Genomic DNA, 25,239 nt, shown 5'->3' on the forward strand with positions numbered 1-25,239 from the left:
CCTTTTTTGTATCTTAAGAAAAACCAACTCTATAGCAAGACCTTCTCAACCCCTTCTTTTTCAAGACGTTGAATAAACTCGTCCTTCCAGCTTTCCCCAAAGACGTTTTTAGCCAACTCAACCACAATATAGTCGGTTTTCAAGCCAGTCTCGTCTTCATAACGGTTCAAGCCTTGCTGACAAGCAGGACAAGAGGTCAACAACTTGACTTCACCGTCAATAGAGCGGTCATGCCCGGTTAACTCGTTGATACCGTTGGTTAATTCAATGGTTTTTCTGAAACGTAATTGTTCAGAAATATCCGGTCTAGCGGTGGCTAAAGTCCCCGCCTCACTACAGCAACGATCAGACAATAGAACCTCATCGGTTTTAAGCAAGTCTTTAGCGACCTGAGTCCCATCCATCTTCTTCATAGGATCATGACATGGTGCATGATAAAGGTACTTCACACCATTAGAGGACTCTACCGACATCCCCTTCTCAGTCAGATATTCGTGTATATCCAATAGTCTACAACCAGGGAAAATCAACTCAAACTCGTACTTCAAGAGCTGATCCATACAAGTACCGCAAGAAACGATCACAGTTTTGATGTCTAAATAGTTCAAGGTGTTGGCCACACGGTGGAACAGAGCACGGTTTTCTGCCGTAATTTGTGCACCTTTATCGGCTTGTCCTGCCGCCGTTTGCGGATAACCACAACATAGATAACCTGGCGGCAATACCGTTTGAGCGCCAGACTCTGAAAGCATCGCAATGGTCGCCAACCCAATATCGCTGAACAGACGTTCTGAACCACAACCTGGGAAATAGAACACCGCATCCGAATCATCATTGACTTTGCTTGGGTCACTGACAATCGGAACCATATTAGCGTCTTCCAGCCCTAATAAACCACGCATGGTAGACTGGTTAGGCCCGGTATTCAAAGGCTTACGTACAAAATTAATGACTTGCTGCTGTACAGGAGCAATCTTTGTCGATTGTGATGGAATATCACGCGCCTTACCTAGCAGACCCAGTGATTTTGCCACCTTGTGACCCAAGGTGATGAAATTCGCACTCCAACCAATCATGACCTTACGCATGACTTTGATGGTCATCGGATTTTTGGTGTTCAGGAACCATAAAGCCGCTTTAACCGTGATAGAAGAACGTTTTTGCCCCATCTTAGTCAAGATATTACGCATACGGATCGACACATCACCAAAGTCGATATTCACAGGACAAGGTGTTTCACATTTATGGCAAGTCGTACAGTGGTCTGCGACATCGTTCATGGCATCAAAGTGTTGTAGAGAGATACCGCGACGGGTCTGCTCTTCATACATAAAGGCTTCAATCACCTGACCGGTTGCCAGAATCTTATTACGCGGCGAATACAGTAAGTTCGCGCGCGGAATATGGGTTTGACAGACAGGCTTACATTTACCGCAACGAAGACAGTCTTTGATGTCATTATTCAAAGCATCAAGTTCATTGGCTTCTAAGATGATAGCCTCTTGATTCACTAAACTTAATGATGGCGTGTAGGCATTATCTAAACCAGAACCTGGCATCAACTTGCCTTTATTGAAGTGTCCGTTAGGATCGACTTGATTTTTGTATTTAACAAACGCTTCAATCTTAGACGCTTCCAAATACTGGAATTTAGTTAATCCAATACCATGTTCACCTGAAATGACACCACCCAGACGATGCGCCACTTCCATGATGCGGTCAACCAATGACTCCGCAAGGTGCACCATCTCATAGTTTCCAGAATGCACAGGAATATTGGTGTGGATATTGCCATCACCAGCATGCATGTGTAACGCGACAAACAGTCTGGCAGTACGGATCTCCGAATGTATTTTATCTAATCGCTTGTGCAGAGCCTCAAAATCGTGCCCTAAGAATGTCTGAGTCAGGAACTCCTTCACCTCTTTTCTATAGGAGAGCACGGTTTCACGACGCAAAAATAGACTGGCTAACGTATCGCCTTCTCGCACATTGCCATGAAACTCTTCAGGCAACAGATCCAAACATTCGTTAACAGGTGCATTCAGGCGCTCAAGTTTGCCTAACCAACGGGTTTTGACTGTTTTAAAATGTTGCAAGGTTTCTTCAACCTTGCCTCTAAAGTAGTTGGATGGTCCAGAAATATCTTCAAAATCATCCGCTTGACTAAACTCTGGGATATCGCCTTCAAAATAATCAATATAAGCATTTAGGATATCGACTTTGTTCTTGATCGACATTTCAATATTGATTTTTTCGATTTCGATATTGTATTCATTCAAACGATCAAGCGGGATAACCACGTCTTCATTGATTTTAAACGCGTTGGTGTGTGATGAAATCGCCGCCGTGCGTGAACGGTCTAACCAGAAACGCTTACGCGCTTCATCACTAACCGCAATGAAACCTTCGGCATTACGTTTATTGGCAAGTGCGACGATTTCGGTACAAGTGTTGGCCACTTCAAAACCGTTTTCACCGCAAATATCGGCCAGCAACAGCATCTTGGGCAATTCTTTACGGCTCGCCTTGGTGTTGTATTTGACCGCTTTGATATAACGATCATCCAGATGCTCAAGACCGGCAATTAAAATGCCTTCTTTCTTCTTTGACTCAACGTAATCTAAAATCTCGACAATGGCCGGAACCGCCAAACTCAAATCGGTACCAAAGAACTCCAAACAAACTGTACGGGTGTGACTTGGCATACGATGCACGATAAAGCGGCTTGAAGTGATCAAGCCATCACATCCTTCTTTTTGAATCCCTGGAAGACCACTTAAAAACTTGTCGGTAACATCTTTACCCAGGCCTGCCTGTCTAAAACCAGAACCTGGAATCTCCAAGCGCTCAGTTTCACCAATCTGGGTCTGTCCATCTTTCTCATAACGACGGATATCGAAAATAACGGTTTGCTGATCCTGCAACTTGCCTAAATTGTGGTTTACACGCTCGACTTCCAGCCACTTGGCATCCGGAGTAACCATTCTCCAAGACGCTAGATTATCCAGGGTTGTACCCCATAAAACCGCTTTTTTACCCCCCGCGTTCATAGAGATATTTCCACCTATGGTGGAAGCGTCTTGAGAGGTAGGGTCAACCGCAAACACATAACCGAAACGTTCGGCTTGCTCAGATACTCTACGCGTGACCACACCAGCACCAGTACGAATGGTCGGTACCTTACCGATCATAGGAAGTTCAGCTTGTTCAACCAAACTCATGAATTCGAGTTTTTCAGTGTTAATTACCGCGGTGTTTTGATGTAATGGTATGGCTCCACCGGTATACCCCGTCCCACCTCCACGAGGGATGATGGTTAATTCCAATTCGATACAAGCTTCTACCATCTCGATGGTTTCTTGCTCGGTATCCGGAGTTAACACCACAAGGGGCAATTCCACACGCCAGTCGGTCGCATCAGTGGCATGAGACACTCGTGCTAAACCACCAAAATCGATATTGTCTTCACGTGTACATTTTTTAAGACGTTTTAAGACCTTATGACGTAATACGACCTGTTTAGGAAACCATTCAGAAAACTCTTGAACGGCCTTACGAGTAGCTTCTAAAAGTTCTTCAGCAGTTTCATTACCATTTAGACGTTTTTCAACTTCTTTAAGACGATGCTGTAAAGCCCCGATTAACGCTTCACGGCGTTTAGGGTTTTCAATCAAATCACCTTGAATATAAGGGTTACGGCTTACCACCCACATGTCGCCCAAAACTTCAAACAACATACGTGCAGAACGTCCAGTATTACGAGTTTGGCGTAACGATTCAATCGTTGTCCAGCACTGCTCACCTAAAAACCTTAAGACGATCTCTTTATCAGAGAACGAAGTATAGTTATAAGGGATTTCGCGAATACGTTTGGTCAAATTTGGACTCATGGTATGGATTAAACTCTTTGGTTAGATGATTTGATTCTAAGCTTTGATTAAAAATCTATATTTAAACTCAAGTTAAGGATTCACATCCTTAACTTAATATTGAAATTGCCAACAACACAGTTAACTGCGGCGTTTAGTCGGTTTTTTCTTTTTCTTAAGCTTCGCTTTCATTTCAGACTTTTCTTGTCGTCCTGATAAACGGGAAGGCGGTTTGCTTTTACGGCCTTCAAATGGATTGGCCGCCACTTTATATTCGACTGTGACAGGTGTCCCCACCCATTTGAAAGCTTTACGGAAAACATTGACCAGATACTTAGTATAAGCCGCCGGTAACTTATCGACTTGCGTACCATGCACAATGACTCTTGGTGGATTTAAACCACCCAAGTGTGCATAACGTAATTTGACGCGACGCCCGCCAATAAGTGGCGGTTGGTGGTCAAGCACCGCTTGCTCTAAAACACGGTTTAAATCAGAAGTCGAAACTCGCTTAAATGCAGCTAGATGTACCGCATCAATCGTTTTAAACAAGTCACCCACACCGGTTCCATGCAAAGCCGAAATCAAGTGTTGCTTGGCATAATCGGCAAACTGCAGACGGAAACTAAGCTCGTTTTTAACCCACTCTTTTTGGTCAGAACTCAAGTTATCCCATTTATTGACCGCAATCACCAAACCTCTACCAGATTCAATGGCAAGTCCGAGTAAAGTCAAATCCTGATCCGTTAACCCTTCGGAACCGTCAATTAGCAAAATCACCACATGAGAGTCCGCCATCGCTTCCATGGCTTTGATAATACTGAACTTCTCTATTTTTTCTTTGATGTTTTTTCGACGACGTACACCTGCCGTATCAATCAATGTATAAGGTTTACCGTTACGTTCAAACGGAACAAAGATACTGTCTCGTGTCGTGCCCGGCATATCAAAGGCAACCACCCTTTCTTCACCTATCATACGGTTAATCAAAGTGGATTTACCCACATTTGGACGCCCAATGACCGCAACCCTTACTCCAGGATGTTCATCCAGTTCAAACTCTTCCTCATCTTGCTTTGCAGGCAAGGCCGAAAGCACATGCTCGATGGCAACCGCAACATTGTCACCATGTGCCGAAGAAATTGCTAAAGGTTCACCCAATCCTAATTGGAAGAAGTCGGAGGCAACCATTGAATGGTCGCAACCCTCTGCTTTATTCACCAGGACATAAACGGGTTTATCAAACTGACGGATATAGTTAGCGATGACCTCGTCAGCTGGCACAATCCCTTGACGGCCATCCACCAAGAACAGCACCGCATCCGCCTCTTCCAGAGCGGCACGAACCTGATCGGCCATTAAAGGATCAACACCTTCAATCTCGCCACTTAGTCCTCCCGTATCCACCACAATATAGGGTGAATTACCAAGACGACCCGTTCCATATTGTCTATCACGAGTTAACCCCGGATAATCCGCGACAATGGCATCTCTTGAACGGGTCAAGCGGTTAAAAAGTGTAGACTTACCAACATTTGGACGGCCAACTAAAGCGATTACAGGTTTACTCATTTTTTTATTTACCTAAAACGGCCAGATATCTGACAGTTTAAAATTCCACCATGACTCATCTTTTTTAGAGCTTTCATCATTTCCTGGGTTTTTGTCTACAAGTTTTTCATCAGCTTGAGGCTCGATTACTTGCGTTTCATTGTGTTCAATCTTAAAAAGCTTTAAATTTGAAGGGGTAACATCATAACTGGTGATAACCCCCTCATCATCCAATAGATAGCTTCTATTCGATTCCGAATAGACTCTTAAAATACGATTGCCGTCACCATATTCATTACTGTGTTTAGCTCTTGCAATCTCAACACCTTGGGTTTTATTCAACCAATGTAAATATCCCCAACCGTCAACCGCTAAAACATCATCGCTCGATAAACTTAAATCACCGACCAATCGGCCTTTAAAGGCATTTTGTTTCCATAAGTTCGCACCGCTCACCATATCAAAGGCGTACATGACATCATCTTCATCAACTACATAAACAGCTGCGTCATCCGTGACAAAATCTCGATAACCGGAAATTTCCTTAACGAAATAGAAATTGCCGTTTTCAGGGTTAATGGAGGCAAACTTTCCATGGAAACCTAGGGCGAATAAACGGTCGTCTTTCACAATCAAATTGGCTTGAATATCGACCATGCGTTCTAAATCAGTGCGCCCTTTTGGAACTGCGATTCGAGTCTCCCACAAAAGCGCACCGGATTTAGCCGATAAAGCTTGAATAGAGCCGGATTCCCAACCAATAAAAAGCTTTCCGTCCGCGTATACCGGAGCAGGTGAACCTCTCAAAGACAGGTTGGGCATTTGATGTTCGGCCACCCAAATAACTTTACCTGTTTTGGCGTTTAAGGCATAAAGCTTACCGTCGACCGTTCTGGTAAATATTTTACGGTCTGCGACCAATGCACGGCTCACTACTTCACTGGAAAGCTGGCTCTGCCATAAATATTCTCCAGTTTGTGCGGACACGGCAATCAACTGGCCCTTTGAAGTTCCAATCAGCAGACGGTCCTCATCTAGCGTCGGACCGGAAACGATAGGTGAATCAAACTTTGCCTGCCATTGAACCTGATCAGACCAGCGTGAAGTGTTACTCTTTAGTAGCGAAACCAAATGCCCTGTTTCAGAAGCGACATAAATGCTTTTGTCGTCTTCGGCAAAAAACAACCCTTCAGAATCTCTATTTGGCATTGACTCTAATTTAACTTGCCAGTTTTTATGTAGGGAATAGTCAGACTCCATTGGAGCCATATAAGGTTCAACCAACGGTTTTGATGTTGAACATCCCGCTAACAGAGCAAACCCTGAAGCTAATGCAAACATTAGAGTAAAACGTTTTTTCATTCTAGATTCCAAATCGGTTTTAATAAGATTATTTTGCTAAATCATCTAACTGAATTTGAGCAAGACCTAAAAGGTTTTTTTCAGTCTGCGGGTTATTAACAACAGCTGAGAAGGCAACAAACGCTTTTTCGGAATCTTGTTTCTGTAAAGCCAAAAGCCCTTCAACATAACTTAACTCACCTTGAGTAGCGCCATTCAAATCCATTGTCTTTAACTGCGAAATCTGGGCTTCTGCTTCAGCTGTTTTATTGGCATCATTATAAATACGCGCCAAACGCATATGCGCGACGACTTTCAGAGCAGCATCCACACTATTGTTGGCCACCCAGTTCAATTGCTCAACAGCTTCATCAACTTCACCTTTTTCAAAGCTATAGGTAGCATGTAGCAGTGCCGCTCCAGCTGCATAAGGGCTTTTTGGCTGTTCTTGCATCAATTTCAACGCCTCACGCGAAACTTCGCCAAAGGTACCTTGCTGTGAATTTGCCTGAAGCAGTTCGTACATGGAAGAGGCATTTGCACTTTCTACATACTGAGTATTGGTCCAATAACGCCATCCAGAAAAAGCCAGTACAACAACTAGTACTGCAGAAAGCAGCTGCGTGCCGTTTTTATTCCACCAATTTTTAAAAGCTTCAATTTGTTCTTCTTCCGTTTCGTAACGACTCATTTTGTTATAAACCCTTTTTAGTTTGTTTATATGAAAAATTAATTCTGTGTGAATAATTATGCGTTAAATATCGTGTTTAAGTGGTTAATTAAATCATCCCACTTAAGTGTTTTCTGCTCTGCTTCGACTCGTAACGATTTGAGAGCGACTTCTTTATTCTCGACCTCTTGCTCACCCATGACGATGGCAAAACTGGCGCCCGACTTATCCGCCTTTTTAAACTGGCTCTTAAAGCTCCCGCCGCCACAGTTCATTTGAACGTTGATCTTTGGAAAAGCATCACGAATCATCTCAGAAATCACCAGGCCTGGTCGAGAGGTATTCTCACCCGCTGTCACAATATATAAATCGGCCTGAGCCATTGCCGGTACAAACTGCTTATCCATTAGCAATGCGACCAGGCGCTCAATCCCCATGGCAAAACCTACTGCAGGAGTGCTTTTACCGCCAATCTGTTCAACCAAACCATCATAACGTCCACCAGCACACACGGTACCTTGTGCACCGAGTTCCGTCGTGACCCATTCAAAAACAGTACGATTATAATAATCCAATCCGCGTACTAGATTTGGATTCACCACGAATGGAATACCAATATCTTCTAGATGCGACTTAACCGTTTCAAAATGGGCTTTTGACTCTTCGTCGAGGTGGTCTATAAGTTTAGGCGCACCCTCAACGATGGTTTTCATATCGGGATTTTTAGTATCTAAAATACGTAATGGATTACTATCTAACCTTCTTAAACTATCTTCATCCAATGACGCTTTATGCTCAGATAAATAAGCCACCAATTTTTCACGGTAGGCAACACGCGCTTCCTGGCTACCTAATGAGTTAATTTGTAACTCAAGGTTTTCCAAACCTAACTGCTCCCATAAACGAGCAGTCAGCACAATTAATTCCGCATCGATATCGGGTGTGGCTAAACCGAACACCTCGACACCAAACTGGTGAAATTGGCGGTAGCGACCTTTTTGTGGGCGCTCATAACGGAACATTGACCCGGTGTAATAAAGTTTTTGAATTTGGTTGTGCGATAGCCCATTTTGAACAATGGCTCTTACACAACCCGCAGTACCTTCTGGACGCAATGTCAGACTTTCACCATTTCTATCCGCGAAAGTGTACATCTCTTTTTCAACGATATCGGTGACTTCACCAATCGAGCGTGCAAAAAGTTCGGTTTTTTCGACAATTGGCAAACGGATAGAGTTGAAGCCATACTGTTTCAAAGTTTTTTCAGCAGTTCCGATTAGGTAATCAAAGGCGACTGCCTCATCACCATAAATATCATTCATTCCCCTGATTGCTGAAATTTGGTTTGCCATTGTGTTTATTTCTCTTACTCTAGTTAATTTTTTATTGTTATTATCAAGAGCGAGACCTCATACGGGTCGCGCCCATTTTTACCATTTAATCTAATCTTCAAGAACCAGGGGTAGGCAAACTCATCTCTGTCGCCTGCTCTATCATCTTGCCGGAATCAGGTTGTGTGAAATCGATTCCAATTGTCGAAACCAACCAGACAATAATTGCGAATATCACGATTAAAAACATCCACTTGACCCAACCTCTACTCATTATGGGTTTGGTGCTTTTATAACTAAACCGCTGTATCGGCTGCAAATTGGTTGCAACATGCTTTCCGTCTGGAAACTCCCCATGATAACCATCAAGATCAACGTTTAGCAAACTGGCGTAGTTACGAAGGTAACCTCTTTCAAATGTCGTTAATTCACTCAAAACCAACGATTGAGATTCAAACTTGGTTAATTGTTCCACCGGTAAATTTAATTTTTCCGCTGCGGCTTCTAGAGACAATCCCTCTGCTTGACGAGATTCATACAATAACTCCGCAAGCATTGGTTTTATATTTTCAACTGTCTCTGTCATTTTCAGTTCCTATTTGGCATTAACGCTATTTAGTTTAACGATTTTCCAGAAAATTCGACTCGATGCAAAGTACGTTTGGTTCTATCTGAAACCTTGCCTGCAAGCTGACCACAGGCCGCATCGATGTCCTCACCACGCGTTTTTCTTACCGTGACATTCAAACCACCCTCTTCCAGAATCGCCCTAAAACGATGAATCGCATTATTGGAAGAGCGCTTGTAATCCGTGTTTGGAAAAGGATTGAAGGGGATCAAGTTAACCTTACAAGGCAAATCACCCAGAAGTGCGACGAGCTGTTCAGCATGTTCGGTTCTATCGTTAACCTTATCCAACATCACGTACTCGACCGTAACATGCTTTTTACTGTGGCCACCCTCAACATAACGATGCAAACTCGGCATCAGAACTTCCAACGGATACTTTTGGTTAATCGGCACCAGAATATCCCGCAACGGATTGTTTGGCGCATGTAAAGAAATGGCTAGACTAACATCCACCTCTTCTTTGATTTTATCAATGGCGGGTACAACACCGGCCGTACTGATGGTTACTCGTCTTTTAGACAATCCATAAGCGAAATCATCCATTAAAATCCTTGCCGCCGGAAAAGTATGGGTAACATTCAATAACGGCTCTCCCATCCCCATAAAGACCACATTGGAAATTCGACGTTCTTCTTTCGGTTTGCAGCCCAGAGCTTTGTTCGCCACCCACATTTGAGCAATGATTTCCCAGTTTTCCAGATTGCGATTAAAGCCTTGCTGTCCGGTTGAGCAAAAACTGCACTCCAAAGCACAACCAACCTGCGAGGAGATGCAAAGGGTGCCACGGTTTTTTTCGGGAATGAAAACCGCCTCAACCGAATTATGGTTATCAACTTCAAGAAGCCACTTGATCGTGCCGTCTTCCGACAACTGTTCGGCAACAATTTTCGGGGTACGCACTTGAGCGAGCTTCAAGAGTTTTTCTCTTAAAGCTTTACTTAAGTTGGTCATCTCTTCAAAATCACTCACCCCAAACTGATGAATCCACTTCATCACCTGGCCTGCTCTAAAAGGTTTTTCACCAATCGAAGCAAAGAATGCTTCCATTGCTTGGCGATCCATGCCTAATAAGTCGATTTTTTGTGAAGGGTCTTGCTGCGAATTTACAGCTACATCTTTGGTCACGTTTGTTTCTGCCATTAATTTCTTGGACACAATTCTTTTTCATCAAAGAAAAAGGCTATTTCTCTTGCCGCACTTTCTGGTGAATCCGAACCATGCACCGAGTTTTCACGAACGGATAATGCAAAATCCGCACGAATCGTGCCCGCTTCAGCCTTGGCCGGATCGGTAACCCCCATAATCTGACGGTTTTTAGCAATCGCATCTTCACCTTCAAGCACTTGAACGACAATCGGTGCAGATGTCATGTAACCGACTAACGGTTCATAGAAATCACGCCCTTTGTGTTCTGCGTAAAACTTTTCAGCCTGTTCGGTTGATAAACGTATCATTTTAGAGGCGATAACACTTAAGCCATTCTCTTCGAAACGCTGGGTAATTTGACCAATAAGATTTCTAGAAACCGCATCTGGCTTAATAATTGAAAAAGTTCTTTGCATGACACAAGTCCTTAAATTTTTAATCGGCATATTTTAACAACAAATAGACAAAACTGCAGAAAAACAAAACCCCGGACAGATGCCGGGGCTTATTTGAGTCAGGCTAATTTATAAAAACGCTAAACAGTGAATGATTCTCCACATCCACAACTATCTTTTACCTTTGGATTTTTGAAATCAAAACCTTCATTCAACAAGCTTTCTTGTACGTAGTCGATTTCCATTCCATCAATGTTTTCAAGACTTTTAGAATCGACCACAACCTTTGTACCAAAACTCTCAAAAACCTGATCTCCGTCTTTTATATCATCCGCATAATCAACCACATAGGAAAAACCTGCGCAACCACTCACCTTTGTAGCAACACGCAAACCCACCCCATGCCCACGCTTCGCAATCATGTTTTTAACACGGTTTGACGCTGATTCAGTCAATGTTACTGCCATTTTATTTTCCTATTCAATAGACTAATTTATACACCATACAAACTTAAATCCAAAATCATCCGAAAGAGATTTCTTTTAAGCCTGTCTGTCTTTTATCTACCACACCTTGAAGTGTAATACTTTTCAAAAAGGTGTCAATGGTATCACTTAACTCACTCCAAAGTGCATGTGATAAACATTCATCACCACCCTGGCAATTTGATTTACCGCCACACTTACGAGCATCCACCGACTCATCGACCGCTCGAATAATTTCACTAATGGAAATCTCCGACGCAATTCGACTCAAACGGTAACCACCACCAGGCCCACGAGCACTTGAAACTAAATCCGCTTTTTTCAATTTAGCAAACAGCTGTTCTAAATACGATAATGAAATACCTTGTCGCTCAGAAATCAATGACAGGGTAATTGCCCCTTTATCCTGATTTAATGCGATATCAATCATTGCCGTAACAGCATACCTGCCTTTAGATGTTAATTTCATATTACCCAGATCCTAAAAATTAATATTAGGATTCTATAATAACCAAGTAATTAACTCAACTATTATTCACTTAACTATGCGACTTTCCTAATCGGACTTCTGGCTGCCTTTTTTCTTTTTCAAGTGCGCCGCCTGCTCAGGGTCACTTGGCTCAAGCACCACGTCATCAAGACCTGGCAAACTCATATCAATCGCATCACCCCCAATTTCCGAAAGTGATTTAGCAAGCCTCTCGAGCTTTTCATCCTGAACCTGGATATGATCAAGTAAACTGTAAATGGCTTTTTCGATCGGATCAGGAGTCTCCTGGCCGACACCGTATGCATCAAAGCCGATTTTTTCAGCCATTTTAGCTCGGCGAATATGCGCCTCATCCTTTTGCTGTTTGACAATGCGACCAGGAATCCCTACAACGGTTTCCCCCTCTCCCACTGACTTAAGCACAACCGCATTTGAGCCGACACGTGCATCATTGGCAATCTCAATAGGCCCAAGCACCTTAGCACCTGCACCGACAACCACACCATTACCCAAAGTGGGATGGCGTTTACCTTTTTTCCAAGATGTCCCGCCCAATGTCACCCCATGATATAGCGTGCAATCATCGCCAATTTCGGCCGTTTCACCAATAACCACCCCCATACCATGGTCAATAAAAAAACGTTCGCCAATTTTTGCCGCCGGATGGATCTCAATTCCGGTTAACCATCTCGCCAATCCTGAAATAAACCGTGCCAGCCACTTCAAGCCCAAGTTCCAAAGCCAGTGTGCAAGCCGGTACCACAACAACGCATGTAAACCGGGATAAGTTGTCAGCACTTCGAAGGTATTTCTTGCAGCTGGATCTCGATCAAAAACACAACGAATATCAGACTTTAACCTTTTAAACACTCTTCTTCTCCAAAACAGTATTTTCTGAGCCTTTATCGCCTTCCATACCATTGGCTTGGTTATTGAAAGCTTGTCTTTGAGCTGCCGTTAAAATTCCTCTCAAGATATCGATTTCCTTAACATCCAATTGAGAGCGATTAAACAAACGACGCATACGACGCATAAAACGGGCATTCTTAGCGGGATCTAAAAACTCGATATCTTGTAACGCTTGGTACAAGTGATCATAAAACCCTTCCAACTGTTCGGTTGAGGCCAGTTTATGACGATAACCTTTTCGATGTACCGATTCGATTTCAGTTGCCATTAAACACTCATAGGCGAACACCTGAACAGCCGCCCCAATATTTAACGAGCTGTAAACAGGATTGGTGGGAATATGCGCTAAATAATGACATTTATCCATTTCTGCATTACTTAAACCGGAGTCTTCACGCCCGAAAACCAAAGCAACCTCCCCCTCTTCCACCGTCTCCAACGCCAACTTTGCCGTTTCTCTGACATCCAATTGCGGCCATGAAACCTTTCTAAGGCGAGCACTCGCACCGACAACCAATTTAGTTCCAGCTAAAGCCTCGTCTAAACTACCCACAACTCTGGCATCATTCAACACATCTGTTGCACTTGACGCTCTAGCGGATGCAACCTGGCTTGGGAATTCTTTAGGATTCACTAAAACCAACTGACTGAGCCCCATGTTTTTCATAGCACGGGCTATTCCGCCAATATTCCCAGGATGCGAAGTTTCAATCAATACAATTCTAATTTTTGATAAGCCTGGGTTAAGACGGTAATCTTCAATCATTTATCTGTTTTCCGTTATAATCTATTTATTAATTTCTGCGATAGGTTTTCCCTAAGCAGACATTCTACCTGTTCGTTAACAATTTAGACATCATCATAGTCAAAAAGCATAAGGCAAACACAGATGCATCCACTACTAAACATTGCAACGCAAGCCGCAAGAGCCGCTGGCGGAAACATTCTTCACCACTTAGACCGTATTGATCAACTTAATGTTGAACACAAAGGTAAAAACGATTACGTCAGCGAAGTGGATAAAGAAGCTGAAAACACAATTATTCAAACCATCAAGAAATACTACCCTGACCACGATATTTTTGCCGAAGAGAGCGGTGCATCTAAAAAACAAGGTAAACCATCAGAAGTCAGATGGATTATTGACCCGCTTGATGGAACAACCAACTTTTTGCACCAGTTCCCACAATTCAGCGTTTCAATTGCTGTCGAAGTGAAGGGCAAGGTTCAGCATGGTGTCATTTTCGACCCGGTTCGCGATGAAATGTTTACCGCAAGCCGTGGAAGCGGTGCATACCTCAACAATCGTCGCCTGCGTGTCAGCCAACAAAAGACTTTGGATAACGCTTTATTGGCAACAGGTTTCCCTTATCACGATTTCAGCTATATCGATGCGTACATGGCAAGCTTGAAGTCCTTCATGACATCAACCGCAGGTATTCGTCGAGCAGGCTCTGCCGCCCTAGACTTAGCCTATGTCGCATGTGGTCGTGTTGATGGCTTCTGGGAATTCAACCTTAAGCCTTGGGATATAGCAGCAGGGGCTTTAATCATTCAAGAAGCAGGTGGCTTATCAACCGACTTTAATGGTGGTGACAACTATTTAACCAGCGGTAACATCCTTGCGGCCAACCCAAAACTTTATAAAGAAATGGCTCAAACCATTGGTAAAACCGTACCGAATGAGCTGAGAAAATAAACTCATTTAATCTAAAGAACTCGCCGCAAACTGCAGCGGTGAGTTCTTTTAAAAGACCTACCCCCCCCCCAATTGTCTAACAACTATCCCGCAAAAGAATACGACATCAAAATCGCATCCTCTTTTTCATCCACCAACTCTTGCAAATCCTCATCCCAAGCTTGGGAGCGATAATAACCCTTACGGATACCATCCTGGGTAAACCCTAAAGATTGATACAATTTTTGTGCAGCTGAATTGGACTCTCTGACCTCAAGAAAAACAATCTGGTAATTACTCGCCTGCAAGGTATCCAATATTTTTGAAAACGCCTGCTTGGCAACCCCGCGCCGCTGATATTTAGGGGAGACACAAATATTCAAAATATTCGCCTCATCCAAGACCGGCAGAATACAGCAATAACCAAGAATGTTGTCCGCAACATCACAAAAAACATAATTCAAACCCTGATCAAGACTTTTCTCAAAGCCACTCAAACTCCAGGGATAATCATAGGATTTTAATTCAATATCATAAACCTGAGACAGGTCAGACTCGTCCATCAGACGTAGATAACTCATAATTGAAGATTCAGGCATAGCTCAACATTAATCTAACGAAAATCAATTTAACGCAATGACCGAATGGTAAAAACTCTGTTTTGAATAGGGATCGGCTAACATTGACTCAAAATCGGGAACAGAGACGGTATGAACCCCCTCCGCTAATTGTTCGACAATTTCATGTTCATCATCCATTGTCAAAATCCACTCGACCCCTAAATCGATCACCTCTTCGATGGTCGAAAAAACCATCTCTTCGGAAACCAGTAGCTCGGTATCAAAAAATACAACTTGTGACTCATCCCAATCAAAGGCGGTCATTATATTTTGCCAAAGCTGCCAAGCGATATCATCTTCGTTTTGCCAAACAGTTTCCAATCCTCGACCAATCACCACTACAGCATTTACCACATCGGCACTCACAGCAACCTCTGTCTCAACTGTGTCATTTATCAAATACGGCTCAGTCAAACCTGGCGTTTGTTGAATAACCGCATCTGCAGATAGCGAATCTTCACGCTGTAAAAACTCATTCGAGTTATCAACAGCATTAATAACATGCTCTTCAACTACCACATTGTTTTCACCATCACCAACATCTGTGTTCGAGTTAAGTTCAGCAGCATTCTCAAAATAACCAGGCCTGGTAACCCAACCAGTACCACCTAACTGCTCAAACAAATCTGCCGAGAATTTCATATCGTTCATTATAGAAACTTAAACCTATCAAACCGGTGCTTGTGGATGCGCTTTATCTAAATCAGATTCCAGCTTATTCAAGGCATTAATGTAAGCTTTAGCCGATGCTGTGACGATATCGGTATCTGAGCCTTGACCATTAACAATACGCCCACCCTTTTCAAGACGAACCGAGGTTTCCCCCAAAGAATCAGTACCATTGGTCACATTGCTCACCGAGTAAAGAAGTAGGGATGACCCCGAATTGACCAAGGATTCGATTGCCTTAAAGGTTGCATCAACCACCCCGCTTCCGGTGGATAACGCACTGGCTTCATCGCCATTCATCCACAATGTCACTTCGGCTTGCGGACTTTCACCCGTTTCGGTCGACACTTTCAAAGACACCAGGCGGAAGGACTCATTCTCAACACGCTGAGTATTATTATCGGTTACCAGAGACTGCAAGTCCTCGTCATAAATCTCATGCTTACGGTCAGCCAACTCCTTGAATCTAACAAACGCTTCATTCAGCTCTTGTTCGGTTTCAAATTCAACACCCAGTTCTTCCAAACGTGTTTTGAATGCATTACGCCCAGAGTGTTTACCCATAACCATTTTATTGGTACTCCAGCCCACATCTTCAGCACGCATGATTTCATAGGTTTCTCGATGTTTAAGCACTCCATCCTGGTGAATACCTGATTCATGTGCAAAAGCATTCGCACCGACAATCGCCTTGTTTGGTTGAACCGGGAAACCGGTGATATTTGAAACCAAACGTGAGGCCGCTAAAATCTCTCTAGTGTTAATTCGAGTATCGACCGTAAAAATATCTTGGCGAGTTTTTACCGCCATCACCACTTCTTCCAAAGCGGTATTTCCTGCTCGCTCACCCAAACCATTAATAGTACATTCTATTTGACGCGCGCCATTTCTAACGGCGGCCAGAGAGTTTGCTGCAGCCAATCCTAAATCGTTATGACAGTGCGCTGAAAAAATCGCTTTGTCGGAATTTGGAATACGCTCAATCAGTTGTTTAAATAGATTGCCGAATTGATGCGGTACGTTATAACCCACGGTATCCGGAATATTGATTGTAGTTGCACCGGCATCGATAACCGCTTCAATAACACGGCATAAGAAATCGACGTCTGAACGCCCCGCGTCTTCTGGCGAGAATTCGACATCATCAGTAAAGTCGCGCGCTCGTTTCACCGCCCAAACCGCTCTTTCAACCACCTCATCCGGAGACATTCTTAGCTTTTTCTCCATATGAATTGGAGAGGTCGCAATAAAAGTATGAATTCGACCAGAGTTTGCCGGCTTAATCGCCTCACCCGCTCTAGCAATATCATTTTCGACCGCACGAGCCAAACCGCAAATCGTACTGTCCTTGACCACGGAAGCCACCGCCTGAACGGACTCAAAATCACCTTGAGATGCAGCGGGAAAACCAGCCTCTATCACATCCACCTGGAGCTTTTCCAATTGCTTAGCAATTCGGATTTTCTCTTCCTTAGTCATAGAAGCACCAGGGCTTTGCTCCCCATCACGAAGAGTGGTATCAAAAATTACTAAATGGTCTTTCATATCTTTTCTCAATCAATTTTCACTAATATTAATTTCTGGCTTAAATCCATACTTAATTAAGGCTTATCTAACTCATTGGCTGATTTCGATTCCTCAACCGCATTCTCTTCAACGACAACATCCTGTTTTGCAGCCGTTTCAGGCTGTTCAACCTCTTCTTTCTGAGCTTTTCTTTGCGCACGCGTTTTTTTCAAGGTCAACAAAGTAATCACCGGACCAGAAACCGCATAACTTAAAAAGATTAAAAACAGGATCATCGCCGGTTTAATCGTAATAACGACAAAAATCAAAACCACAACCAGCAATGTCATAAAAGGAACTTTATCTTTTAAATTGAATTCCTTGAAAGAGCTGAAACGGGTATTACTGACCATCATCAACCCGGCAAATACCGTTAAAACCAAAGCGGCAATGGGAGTAATTGCCAATTCAATTTGATTGCTTTCCACCACCCAGATAAGCCCTGCCAACAACGCAGCCGCCGCCGGGCTTGGCAAGCCTTGAAAATATCGCTTGTCCGCAATCCCTACCTGGGTATTGAATCGGGCTAAACGCAATGCCGCTGCTACAGTATAAATAAAGGCAACCAACCACCCCAACTTGCCAAAATCCATTAAGGCCCATTGAAAGATTAATATTGCAGGCGCCAAGCCAAAAGAGATCATATCTGAAAGGCTGTCATATTCGGCACCAAATGCACTGCATGAATTGGTCATTCGAGCGATACGCCCGTCAAGCCCATCAAACACCATCGCAATCAATATTGCGATCGCGCCTTGTTCAAAGTTACCCTGAATACCCGCGATAACGGCATAAAAACCGGCAAACAATGCTGCGGTAGTCATTAGATTTGGTAGCAGGTAAATACCTCTATTGAACGATTTCATATTTGCTTCTCAATTATGGTTTTATTTTTTATTTCATTTTTTGATACTTAAAAAATCAGTTTTACTGCGCCTATCAAAACGCATCCAACGGATATAGTTGCCATATTCTATCAATATATACAAACTCTAAATAAATGTTTTATCGTTAACTTGGCCAACGCAAACCGAGCTGCTTTTAGTAACGCTATATATAAAGAGTTTGAACTTGCGGTGTATTTGCAAAATATGTGGCAGCGCCTGCGAACTCTACACCGTCAATAAAGTCTTCTTCTCGATATCCCATCATCTCCATAGTCATCTGACAGACAGTCATTTTCACACCTAATTCCAAACACAGCGCCCTTAACTCTTTTATCGAAACCTGCCCTTGAAGTTCAAGGGTTTTCTTAAACCCCCACGTTGCCAGCATACTCATACCAGGTAGCGTCCATACCAGGCCTGGTAAAACTGAATTTAAATCCACTTTTTTAAACCACTCAGGACCTATCGGACTATGAATAACCATCCCCGGATTACCTAATGGCGAAACTTTCAGACCATCGGTGGATTTCAACACCGCTTTTAAACCGTAAAAGGTAAAAAACAACTCAACCTTTTTATCCATCGCCGCAGCGGTACTAGCCAAGATAAAAGTTGGATAAGCCCAATCCAAAGTACCTTTACTATGAATAACACTCAGTGACCCAAACGACTCTTCCGTTATCATTTTTTCTCCATTAGCATTATTTTCACAATATCCAGCAAGACCAAAACCATAAAACATCAAACCTCATCACCGGTGATTCTGAAGCGAATCTCGGCATCAGTACTCAGCAATTCACACTGCAACCCGGCTTGATGACAAAAAGCGGGAATATCCTTAATACCGCTTTTATCAGAAATCAATAATTCACAATCAATTGGCTTACCTTTATTTTCAGCTAAATACTTCTTCAGCTTTAAAATCGGCATAGGACAAACCAAACCAATAAAATTTAATTGCATTCTCTCAACCTTATATCCATTTTTAATCCAAGATAAATTCATATAATAACCAAAACCAAAATGGATAATTAAAAAGATGACTTCTTGTCGCAGTTATAAAAGCAAATTCCGTAATCGCCTATTTATCGATTGTGCTCTTATATTTTCTGCAATGCTTTACTTTTCTAACAGCCAGGCAAACAACCTGCCGGATTTAGGCTCCCCAGATTTGGTTGAATACGACAAACAGACCGAACAGCAGCTAGGACGTGCATTCAACACCGCATTACACACCCAGTATCAACTCTTCAATGACTTAGAAACCAATGCATATATAAGGGAACTCGGGCACAAATTAGCCAGTTTCACCGGCGACAACCGCAATTACCGCTTTTACATCATTAACGACTCGAGCATAAACGCCTTTGCAGGACCAGATGGCATAATAGGCATCCACACCGGCCTGATTGAAGCAACTGAAACCGAAGACGAACTTGCCGCAGTGATTGCCCATGAAATATCGCACGTCACACAAAACCATCTCTCCAGAAGATATGAGTACTCTGCAACCAATGGAAACATAAACAGCATTGCATCGGTTATCGCCGCCATATTGATTGGCATGTATGACCCCAGTGCAGGCATGGCAACACTGATGGGTGGAATGGGATATAACCTACAGCAACAACTAAAAAACTCAAGAATGCATGAATCCGAAGCAGATTCGATTGGTATAGAACTCCTCTACAAAGCTGGATACAATCCACATGCAATGGGCGACTTCTTTGGACGGCTCTCAAAAGCCAGTCAGTTAGACACCTTTAAAGCTCCAGAAATACTGCGTACACACCCTGTATCAGAGCACCGCCTTGCAGAAGCGGAAAATCGTGCACAAAACCTAGGAAAACAAAACCACTTAAAACCGGAAAGCTATCTAAACTTTATAAAAATGCGTTTAAGGGCTTTAGAATCGACACAAGCACCTTTCGACTCTAAAACAACCTCTTCCGCAGATAAAGAAGCTTGTTACAATCAAGCTTTAAAACTCATTGAATCCGGAAAAACTGTAGCTAAATGCCTAGCAGAATATGCAAATAAAACCGAAAACCTGCCAGTTTTCACAACCGCGCTAGTCGAATCTTATACAAAAAACGATACCGACCTTAGCGCAGAAAAACTTGAAAAATTGAACAAACTCATTGAATTCAAATTGGAACTGCATCCGAACAACCCGTCCATCCCACTAAGATACAGTAGATTATTGGCAAAACTAGGAAAAACACAACAAGGCATAGACTTACTCGAAAAAGCAGAAAAAAACCTGAAATATCGATATGAACTCTATAATGAGTTGGCTGAGCTTTACTCCAAAAAACAAAAAGAGAGTTACGTTTACATCTATCTTGCAAAAGCGAATTTTGAAATCGGAAACATCGATAGAAGTGAATATTTCCTTAAACGCTCAAAAGAGACTCTTAATAAAAATAGCAACAAACTTAAACAAGAAATTTTTATATTTGAAGATAAAATTAGCAAATTATTGAAAAATAACGATAAAAAAGAAAATAACTGAGTTGTCATAAAAAATAATTTAACATTGATTAAATATTACTATCACAAACCAACCGTAAAACCCTTGCGTTTATTAAGTAACTGAGTAAGCTAACACCACAAAGAGCAATCTCTTTTGTTCATATAAAAAAAATCCCAACATATAATGGGAACGTCGAAAGACACTTTTGGAGGAGAAGAATGATGAATTCTAAAATGAAGCAACTGTTGACTGCTTTAGCAATTTCAACTGCGGTAGTTTCTGCATCAGTATCAACGGTACAAGCTGCAGAAAAAGGAGCATCATCTGTTGAAGAAGGCAAAAAGCTAGCATACAGCCGATCAAAAGGTAACTGCTTAGCATGTCACATGGCTGGCGAAGGTGCTATGCCAGGTAACATTGGTCCTGCTTTAATTGCGATGAAACTTCGTTACCCTGATAAGCAAAAGCTTGTTGACAAAGTATGGGGTAAACCTGAAACACAGACTGTACCTAACAGCATGATGCCAGCTTTCGGGCAAAACGGCATCTTATCAGACAGTGAAATCAACAAAATCGTTGATTACATTTATACTCTATAAATTTTTATTAAACCTTAACCGGGAGTTTAAAACCTTATGAAACGTAGATCTTTCCTTAAAGGTACCCTAGCAACTGGCGCAGCAGCTGTAGCTGTTAATGCTGGTCTTCTAACACCTAGCTCAGTATTAGCGGCAGATTGGAATGCTAAAGCATTCAACGCTAAGACTACTGACGATGCACTAACTGGCGTGTTTGGTTCTGCAAACGCAGCTGATTCTGGTGACATCAAACTTAAAGCACCTGCAATCGCAGAAAACGGTGCTGTAACGCCTGTTACTGTTGACGCTTCAGGTATCGATGGTGTTGAGTCTATCGCTATCATGGCTAGCAAAAACCCAATGCCTTTAGTATGTGAATATACTTTCGGTGCTGGTGCAGTAGGTTACGTTTCTACACGTATCAAAATGGGTCAAACAATGAATGTTATTGCTGTTGTTAAAGCTGGTGGAAAACTACTTAAGACACAACAAGAAGTTAAAGTAACAATCGGTGGTTGTGGTGGTTAATCCCCACTGAAATTACTTAATTTCTATACAGAATAATATTATTAAAAGGAAATAACATGTCTATCAAAATCAGAATGCGTGGTAAGTCTGTAAATGGCGTTGCTGAAGTTAAAGCTCTAATCAAGCACCCAATGGAATCTGGTGTTCGCATGAACAAAAAAACTGGTAAGCCATATCCAGCTAAATACATTGATATGGTTCAAGTTTCTGTAAACGGTACTCCTGCAGTTGATGCTCAGTGGTCTGGTGCAGTTTCTGCTAACCCATACATGGCTGTTCAAGTTAAAGCTAACGCTGGTGATGAAGTGACTGTAAGTCTTTCTGACAACACTGGTGAAAAAGGTACTGATTCAATCAAACTAAAATAATAGTTTAGACTGAATTTCTATCTTGGTATCAGCCTAAACGCTGATACCAACCCTCTATTAAAAATATAATAATTAGAAGTACACAGAGCTCTCGGACGGAGGATTGGAATGAAAAAAACACTACTAATCGCCTTATCATTAGGTGTGACAGTAGGTGCCGCTTCAACATCGGCATTAGCTGTTGATCCAGAAACGGATCGCCAACAAATCGTTGACTTCTTCAAAGCAAAAAGTCCAAATATTGCACCTGAAGAATACATTAACGGCGCATACATTTATGATGCGGACAAAAAGGCTCAATGGGAAGCCGCAGAAGAATTCCCTCCTTATTTAGATGCCATTGATGCTGGTGAAGCAGCGTGGAATAAAGACAAAGCAGTATTTGAAAAATGCTTTGGTTCAGACGTCTCTAAAGTACGTGTTAAATACCCATACTTTGATGATACTGCAAACAAAGTCGTTACCTTAGAAGGTGCGATCAACAAATGTCGTACTGATGCTGGTCTAAAACCATATAAGCTTAAGAAAGGAACTCTAGCGCAAGTTAGTGCTTATCTTGCTTATAACGCTCGCGGTCAAAAGATCAATGTTAAGATTGAAAGTGAAGGTGCTCGTAAAGCATACGAGGCAGGTCGTTCAATTTATATTGAACCTCGTGGTCAGCTAGGATTATCATGTGCAAAATGTCACACTTATAATGCTGGTCGTAAAGCTCGTTCAAACATCCTTTCACCAAACCTAGGTCATACAACTCACTTCCCGGTTTTCCGTGCTAAGTGGCAGGCTTTAGGTACTTTACACCGTCGTTATGAAGGTTGTAATAAAAACATGCGTGCTAACCCGTTCAAAGCTCAAGGTACTGAATATAGCAACCTAGAGTTCTTCCAAGCTTATGTTTCAAATGGCTTAGAAATCAATGGTCCAGGTTACCGCGAATAATTAAGTTTATTCAAATCTAAAACCCAGCTTCGCTGGGTTTTTTTATGCCTGAAGATATTGCACAGCAGAGCAATTTATACCCCTAAAGCCTAAAACCACATAAAGCGATACAGACACAACCGATGCAATATCAAATCTGGGCATCGATTGCCTTTATATCTATACACATCCATTCAATCTTGGACATAAAAAAACCGACTTTTGAAGTGACCCCAAAAAGTTGGACATTTTAGTTAAGCGGCACTTAAGGCCTGATTTCGATATTCTATCGGAGTCAGGCCTTTTAGTTTCACCTTGATTCGTTTTGTATTGTAATACTCAATATAATCTTTAATCTCTTCCATCAGATGCTCAGCACTATTGAATTTCTTGCGATGGTACATCTCTGTTTTTAAAATCCCAAAAAAGTTCTCAGCAACTGCATTATCTAAGCAGTTCCCTTTTCTTGACATACTCTGAGTTAATCCATTTTCTTTCAGTAGCTTCTGTACATCACTATGCTGATACTGCCAGCCTTGATCACTGTGGAATATGGGTTTGACTTTGCCTGTTAACTTATTGATTGCTTCTTTAAGCATGTCGGTCACCAGTGGTAGCCGTGCACTCTTAGCCACTCGATAACTAATCACTTCTTGGTTAAACAGGTCAATCACCGGGGATAAGTAAACTCGCTGTTCTCCGACTTTAAACTCCGTGACATCGGTGACCCATTTTTTATCCGGTGCATCAACATGGAAGTTTCTTTGAAGCACATTCTCGGCAATTCGGCCTACTTGACCTCTATAGGATCGGTAACGCTTTGGCCTGACGAATGACTTCAAGTTCAGTTCTTGCATTAAACGTTGAACGGCCTTCTTGTTTAAAAAGTGACCTAAGCGTCTTAACGCATAGGTCATGCGTCGATACCCATAACGACCTTTATGTTCATTAAAGAGTTGTTGAATCGCTCTTTTAACGTCCGCATAACGATCAGGCAGCGCACTGCGCGCCTGATGGTAATAAAACACACTTCGTGCAAGCCCTGCGGCCTTGAGAAGATGTTTAAGTGGATAGAACTTTCTAAGCTTATCTATGAGCCCTGCTTTTTCTTGCTTTGGCGTTCTTTTTCCTGAAGCAGGGCATCGAGCTTTTTTAAATAGGCATTCTCCGCTCGACGGTATTCGAGTTCTTCTCGTAACTCTTCTAGGCTCATTTGTTCGGTTGGTTTAATGGTTTCTTGCTTTTGGTTTTTTTTCATTTTTCTACCCTGCTTTTTAGGTTGTAAGCCTGAAAGGCCGAACCGTTCGAATTGAGTGAGCCAAGTAGAAATCGTACCTGGAGAACTCATGTTATGGACAATACTGGTATAACTAATAGACCAGTGATTTTCACGCATGTGTTTTAGGATACGATATTTGTCTTCAAAAGAGTATGGTGTGTTACGTTTGATAAACGCATTTTGACCATGGAAACGATAGACTTGTATCCAGTAACGGATATAGCGATCTGGAATACCGAGTCGCTTGGAAATGGACAGACTGGATTCATGAGAAAGGCATTGCTTAGCAATCGCCAGTTTAAATTCTCGATTGTATTTGGACATGAAAAACCCCCAAAGTTGGTGTCCAACATTTGGGGGTCACTTCATTTCGCCGGCTTTTCTAATCTAATCAGTTCTTAATCAAAACAAACCAATTCATCGTCAAGCAACTCAGTTATCGCCCAACATTTGTTCACCTTCATAAACCCAATCAAAACCTTCACGCACCCATTTTTCAATGCGCATAATAAGCTCAGGATCATTCAAACCTATTTTCTGTGCGATTAGGAACACCTTGTCTTGCTCTTCTTTTCCAAAGTGACCATCTTTATAAGAAAGCTTAATCAACTCTTGTAAAGTGATGATTCTTGATGCCTTGGAATCCAATACAGTAATGGCGTCATCGATATTGATATCGCCTTTATCTAGGTCATACTCAATACCGTAGGCACTGCTGAATGATTTTAAATACTGAACCTCTTCTTCAGAGACATCATTATCAGCTGCAGCCAAATTAGCCGCCAAATCAAACACAACTTGACGCTGTGCCTGAGTAAGTTTATTTGCAAACATATCTTTAAATCTCCAAAA

General features: G+C 42.3%; 27 protein-coding genes. 6 read left to right on the forward strand and 21 right to left on the reverse strand.

Features of this window, described 5'->3' with window-relative positions:
• Positions 1 to 29 precede the first annotated feature (29 nt).
• The 12 genes from L6421_RS08090 to L6421_RS08145 form a co-directional block, all read right to left on the reverse strand.
• On the reverse strand, positions 30 to 3,893 hold the full coding sequence (locus tag L6421_RS08090) for a DUF3683 domain-containing protein (RefSeq protein ID WP_237261207.1): 3,864 nt from the start codon (positions 3,891 to 3,893) through the stop codon (positions 30 to 32).
• 120 nt (positions 3,894 to 4,013) lie between these two features.
• Positions 4,014 to 5,444, reverse strand: a complete 1,431-nt coding sequence (der, locus tag L6421_RS08095; protein ID WP_237261209.1) for a ribosome biogenesis GTPase Der — start codon at positions 5,442 to 5,444, stop codon at positions 4,014 to 4,016.
• Positions 5,445 to 5,456: 12 nt separating this feature from the next.
• On the reverse strand, positions 5,457 to 6,785 hold the full coding sequence (bamB, locus tag L6421_RS08100) for an outer membrane protein assembly factor BamB (RefSeq protein ID WP_237261211.1): 1,329 nt from the start codon (positions 6,783 to 6,785) through the stop codon (positions 5,457 to 5,459).
• A gap of 28 nt (positions 6,786 to 6,813) precedes the next feature.
• On the reverse strand, positions 6,814 to 7,455 hold the full coding sequence (locus L6421_RS08105; protein ID WP_237261212.1) for a YfgM family protein: 642 nt from the start codon (positions 7,453 to 7,455) through the stop codon (positions 6,814 to 6,816).
• 56 nt (positions 7,456 to 7,511) lie between these two features.
• Positions 7,512 to 8,786, reverse strand: a complete 1,275-nt coding sequence (gene hisS, locus L6421_RS08110) for a histidine--tRNA ligase (RefSeq protein WP_237261213.1) — start codon at positions 8,784 to 8,786, stop codon at positions 7,512 to 7,514.
• A gap of 97 nt (positions 8,787 to 8,883) precedes the next feature.
• Positions 8,884 to 9,351: a helix-turn-helix domain-containing protein gene (locus L6421_RS08115; protein ID WP_237261215.1), complete on the reverse strand. Its 468-nt coding sequence runs from the start codon at positions 9,349 to 9,351 to the stop codon at positions 8,884 to 8,886.
• A gap of 29 nt (positions 9,352 to 9,380) precedes the next feature.
• On the reverse strand, positions 9,381 to 10,535 hold the full coding sequence (gene rlmN / locus L6421_RS08120; RefSeq protein WP_237261217.1) for a dual-specificity RNA methyltransferase RlmN: 1,155 nt from the start codon (positions 10,533 to 10,535) through the stop codon (positions 9,381 to 9,383).
• Positions 10,535 to 10,957: a nucleoside-diphosphate kinase gene (gene ndk / locus L6421_RS08125; protein WP_237261219.1), complete on the reverse strand. Its 423-nt coding sequence runs from the start codon at positions 10,955 to 10,957 to the stop codon at positions 10,535 to 10,537. The genes rlmN and ndk overlap by 1 nt, the downstream gene beginning before the upstream one ends.
• Positions 10,958 to 11,076: 119 nt before the next feature.
• Entirely contained in the window at positions 11,077 to 11,403 is a 327-nt protein-coding gene (locus L6421_RS08130) for a HesB/IscA family protein (RefSeq protein ID WP_237261221.1), read from the reverse strand.
• Positions 11,404 to 11,458: 55 nt separating this feature from the next.
• Entirely contained in the window at positions 11,459 to 11,890 is a 432-nt protein-coding gene (locus L6421_RS08135; protein WP_237261222.1) for an Rrf2 family transcriptional regulator, read from the reverse strand.
• An 87-nt stretch (positions 11,891 to 11,977) separates the two neighbouring features.
• On the reverse strand, positions 11,978 to 12,781 hold the full coding sequence (cysE, locus tag L6421_RS08140) for a serine O-acetyltransferase (RefSeq protein WP_237261224.1): 804 nt from the start codon (positions 12,779 to 12,781) through the stop codon (positions 11,978 to 11,980).
• Positions 12,774 to 13,586, reverse strand: a complete 813-nt coding sequence (locus L6421_RS08145; protein ID WP_237261225.1) for an RNA methyltransferase — start codon at positions 13,584 to 13,586, stop codon at positions 12,774 to 12,776. Before L6421_RS08145 ends, cysE begins: the two co-directional genes overlap by 8 nt.
• A gap of 123 nt (positions 13,587 to 13,709) precedes the next feature.
• Between L6421_RS08145 and L6421_RS08150 the strand changes: the two genes are divergently transcribed.
• Positions 13,710 to 14,519 (forward strand): inositol monophosphatase family protein, encoded by an 810-nt coding sequence (locus tag L6421_RS08150; protein ID WP_237261227.1) that lies wholly within the window; start codon positions 13,710 to 13,712, stop codon positions 14,517 to 14,519.
• Between the two features lie 83 nt (positions 14,520 to 14,602).
• On the opposite strand, the gene rimI is transcribed toward L6421_RS08150, so the two are convergent.
• The 6 genes from rimI to L6421_RS08180 all read right to left on the reverse strand — a co-directional run bounded on the left by rimI (position 14,603) and on the right by L6421_RS08180 (position 19,203).
• Positions 14,603 to 15,097 carry a ribosomal protein S18-alanine N-acetyltransferase gene (rimI, locus tag L6421_RS08155; RefSeq protein WP_237261228.1) on the reverse strand — a complete coding sequence of 165 codons (495 nt, stop codon included), beginning with the start codon at positions 15,095 to 15,097 and terminating at the stop codon, positions 14,603 to 14,605.
• Between the two features lie 24 nt (positions 15,098 to 15,121).
• Positions 15,122 to 15,769, reverse strand: coding sequence for a hypothetical protein (locus L6421_RS08160; protein ID WP_237261229.1), 648 nt, complete (start codon positions 15,767 to 15,769; stop codon positions 15,122 to 15,124).
• An 18-nt stretch (positions 15,770 to 15,787) separates the two neighbouring features.
• A complete protein-coding gene (locus tag L6421_RS08165; protein ID WP_237261231.1) occupies positions 15,788 to 17,332 on the reverse strand; it encodes a 2-isopropylmalate synthase in 1,545 nt (514 codons plus the stop codon).
• A 56-nt stretch (positions 17,333 to 17,388) separates the two neighbouring features.
• Entirely contained in the window at positions 17,389 to 18,219 is an 831-nt protein-coding gene (gene pssA / locus L6421_RS08170; RefSeq protein WP_237261234.1) for a CDP-diacylglycerol--serine O-phosphatidyltransferase, read from the reverse strand.
• A gap of 184 nt (positions 18,220 to 18,403) precedes the next feature.
• Positions 18,404 to 18,982, reverse strand: a complete 579-nt coding sequence (locus tag L6421_RS08175) for a DsrE/DsrF/DrsH-like family protein (RefSeq protein WP_375540376.1) — start codon at positions 18,980 to 18,982, stop codon at positions 18,404 to 18,406.
• The gene (locus tag L6421_RS08180) at positions 18,982 to 19,203 is read right to left on the reverse strand and encodes a sulfurtransferase TusA family protein (protein WP_237261236.1); all 222 of its coding nucleotides are present in this window, start codon (positions 19,201 to 19,203) and stop codon (positions 18,982 to 18,984) included. The genes L6421_RS08175 and L6421_RS08180 overlap by 1 nt, the downstream gene beginning before the upstream one ends.
• A 76-nt stretch (positions 19,204 to 19,279) precedes the next feature.
• Between L6421_RS08180 and L6421_RS08185 the strand changes: the two genes are divergently transcribed.
• From L6421_RS08185 to soxA, 5 genes are all read left to right on the forward strand, one after another.
• Positions 19,280 to 20,755 carry a M48 family metalloprotease gene (locus L6421_RS08185; protein ID WP_237261237.1) on the forward strand — a complete coding sequence of 492 codons (1,476 nt, stop codon included), beginning with the start codon at positions 19,280 to 19,282 and terminating at the stop codon, positions 20,753 to 20,755.
• A 179-nt stretch (positions 20,756 to 20,934) separates the two neighbouring features.
• Positions 20,935 to 21,315, forward strand: a complete 381-nt coding sequence (gene soxX / locus L6421_RS08190; protein ID WP_237261239.1) for a sulfur oxidation c-type cytochrome SoxX — start codon at positions 20,935 to 20,937, stop codon at positions 21,313 to 21,315.
• Positions 21,316 to 21,351: 36 nt separating this feature from the next.
• The gene (soxY, locus tag L6421_RS08195; RefSeq protein ID WP_237261242.1) at positions 21,352 to 21,822 is read left to right on the forward strand and encodes a thiosulfate oxidation carrier protein SoxY; all 471 of its coding nucleotides are present in this window, start codon (positions 21,352 to 21,354) and stop codon (positions 21,820 to 21,822) included.
• 56 nt (positions 21,823 to 21,878) lie between these two features.
• Positions 21,879 to 22,190 (forward strand): thiosulfate oxidation carrier complex protein SoxZ, encoded by a 312-nt coding sequence (gene soxZ / locus L6421_RS08200; RefSeq protein ID WP_237261243.1) that lies wholly within the window; start codon positions 21,879 to 21,881, stop codon positions 22,188 to 22,190.
• Between the two features lie 108 nt (positions 22,191 to 22,298).
• Positions 22,299 to 23,129 (forward strand): sulfur oxidation c-type cytochrome SoxA, encoded by an 831-nt coding sequence (gene soxA / locus L6421_RS08205; protein ID WP_237261245.1) that lies wholly within the window; start codon positions 22,299 to 22,301, stop codon positions 23,127 to 23,129.
• A gap of 233 nt (positions 23,130 to 23,362) precedes the next feature.
• Here the strand turns inward: soxA and L6421_RS08210 are convergent, their stop codons facing one another.
• The 3 genes from L6421_RS08210 to L6421_RS08220 form a co-directional block, all read right to left on the reverse strand.
• The gene (locus L6421_RS08210) at positions 23,363 to 24,289 is read right to left on the reverse strand and encodes an IS3 family transposase (RefSeq protein WP_237264432.1); all 927 of its coding nucleotides are present in this window, start codon (positions 24,287 to 24,289) and stop codon (positions 23,363 to 23,365) included.
• The gene (locus L6421_RS08215) at positions 24,199 to 24,711 is read right to left on the reverse strand and encodes a helix-turn-helix domain-containing protein (protein ID WP_237261247.1); all 513 of its coding nucleotides are present in this window, start codon (positions 24,709 to 24,711) and stop codon (positions 24,199 to 24,201) included. The genes L6421_RS08210 and L6421_RS08215 overlap by 91 nt, the downstream gene beginning before the upstream one ends.
• A 108-nt stretch (positions 24,712 to 24,819) precedes the next feature.
• On the reverse strand, positions 24,820 to 25,221 hold the full coding sequence (locus L6421_RS08220) for a TerB family tellurite resistance protein (RefSeq protein ID WP_237261248.1): 402 nt from the start codon (positions 25,219 to 25,221) through the stop codon (positions 24,820 to 24,822).
• Between the last annotated feature and the right edge of the window lie 18 nt (positions 25,222 to 25,239).

It is taken from the genome of Thiomicrorhabdus immobilis, assembly GCF_021654855.1.
GTDB lineage: Bacteria > Pseudomonadota > Gammaproteobacteria > Thiomicrospirales > Thiomicrospiraceae > Thiomicrorhabdus > Thiomicrorhabdus immobilis.

Bases quoted from the DNA above. Each gene is read 5' to 3' on its own strand.
- L6421_RS08150 (WP_237261227.1), top strand. From the start codon at position 13,710: ATGCATCCACTACTAAACATTGCAACGCAAGCCGCAAGAGCCGCTGGC.
- pssA (WP_237261234.1), bottom strand. From the start codon at position 18,219: ATGAAATCGTTCAATAGAGGTATTTACCTGCTACCAAATCTAATGACT.
- L6421_RS08130 (WP_237261221.1), bottom strand. From the start codon at position 11,403: ATGGCAGTAACATTGACTGAATCAGCGTCAAACCGTGTTAAAAACATG.
- soxZ (WP_237261243.1), top strand. From the start codon at position 21,879: ATGTCTATCAAAATCAGAATGCGTGGTAAGTCTGTAAATGGCGTTGCT.
- L6421_RS08180 (WP_237261236.1), bottom strand. From the start codon at position 19,203: ATGCAATTAAATTTTATTGGTTTGGTTTGTCCTATGCCGATTTTAAAG.
- L6421_RS08090 (WP_237261207.1), bottom strand. From the start codon at position 3,893: ATGAGTCCAAATTTGACCAAACGTATTCGCGAAATCCCTTATAACTAT.
- L6421_RS08115 (WP_237261215.1), bottom strand. From the start codon at position 9,351: ATGACAGAGACAGTTGAAAATATAAAACCAATGCTTGCGGAGTTATTG.
- ndk (WP_237261219.1), bottom strand. From the start codon at position 10,957: ATGCAAAGAACTTTTTCAATTATTAAGCCAGATGCGGTTTCTAGAAAT.
- L6421_RS08145 (WP_237261225.1), bottom strand. From the start codon at position 13,586: ATGATTGAAGATTACCGTCTTAACCCAGGCTTATCAAAAATTAGAATT.
- soxY (WP_237261242.1), top strand. From the start codon at position 21,352: ATGAAACGTAGATCTTTCCTTAAAGGTACCCTAGCAACTGGCGCAGCA.
- L6421_RS08220 (WP_237261248.1), bottom strand. From the start codon at position 25,221: ATGTTTGCAAATAAACTTACTCAGGCACAGCGTCAAGTTGTGTTTGAT.
- L6421_RS08215 (WP_237261247.1), bottom strand. From the start codon at position 24,711: ATGTCCAAATACAATCGAGAATTTAAACTGGCGATTGCTAAGCAATGC.
- rlmN (WP_237261217.1), bottom strand. From the start codon at position 10,535: ATGGCAGAAACAAACGTGACCAAAGATGTAGCTGTAAATTCGCAGCAA.
- bamB (WP_237261211.1), bottom strand. From the start codon at position 6,785: ATGAAAAAACGTTTTACTCTAATGTTTGCATTAGCTTCAGGGTTTGCT.
- L6421_RS08175 (WP_375540376.1), bottom strand. From the start codon at position 18,982: ATGTTTTATGGTTTTGGTCTTGCTGGATATTGTGAAAATAATGCTAAT.
- hisS (WP_237261213.1), bottom strand. From the start codon at position 8,786: ATGGCAAACCAAATTTCAGCAATCAGGGGAATGAATGATATTTATGGT.
- L6421_RS08165 (WP_237261231.1), bottom strand. From the start codon at position 17,332: ATGAAAGACCATTTAGTAATTTTTGATACCACTCTTCGTGATGGGGAG.
- soxA (WP_237261245.1), top strand. From the start codon at position 22,299: ATGAAAAAAACACTACTAATCGCCTTATCATTAGGTGTGACAGTAGGT.
- L6421_RS08135 (WP_237261222.1), bottom strand. From the start codon at position 11,890: ATGAAATTAACATCTAAAGGCAGGTATGCTGTTACGGCAATGATTGAT.
- L6421_RS08160 (WP_237261229.1), bottom strand. From the start codon at position 15,769: ATGAACGATATGAAATTCTCGGCAGATTTGTTTGAGCAGTTAGGTGGT.
- rimI (WP_237261228.1), bottom strand. From the start codon at position 15,097: ATGCCTGAATCTTCAATTATGAGTTATCTACGTCTGATGGACGAGTCT.
- der (WP_237261209.1), bottom strand. From the start codon at position 5,444: ATGAGTAAACCTGTAATCGCTTTAGTTGGCCGTCCAAATGTTGGTAAG.
- soxX (WP_237261239.1), top strand. From the start codon at position 20,935: ATGATGAATTCTAAAATGAAGCAACTGTTGACTGCTTTAGCAATTTCA.
- L6421_RS08185 (WP_237261237.1), top strand. From the start codon at position 19,280: ATGACTTCTTGTCGCAGTTATAAAAGCAAATTCCGTAATCGCCTATTT.
- L6421_RS08105 (WP_237261212.1), bottom strand. From the start codon at position 7,455: ATGAGTCGTTACGAAACGGAAGAAGAACAAATTGAAGCTTTTAAAAAT.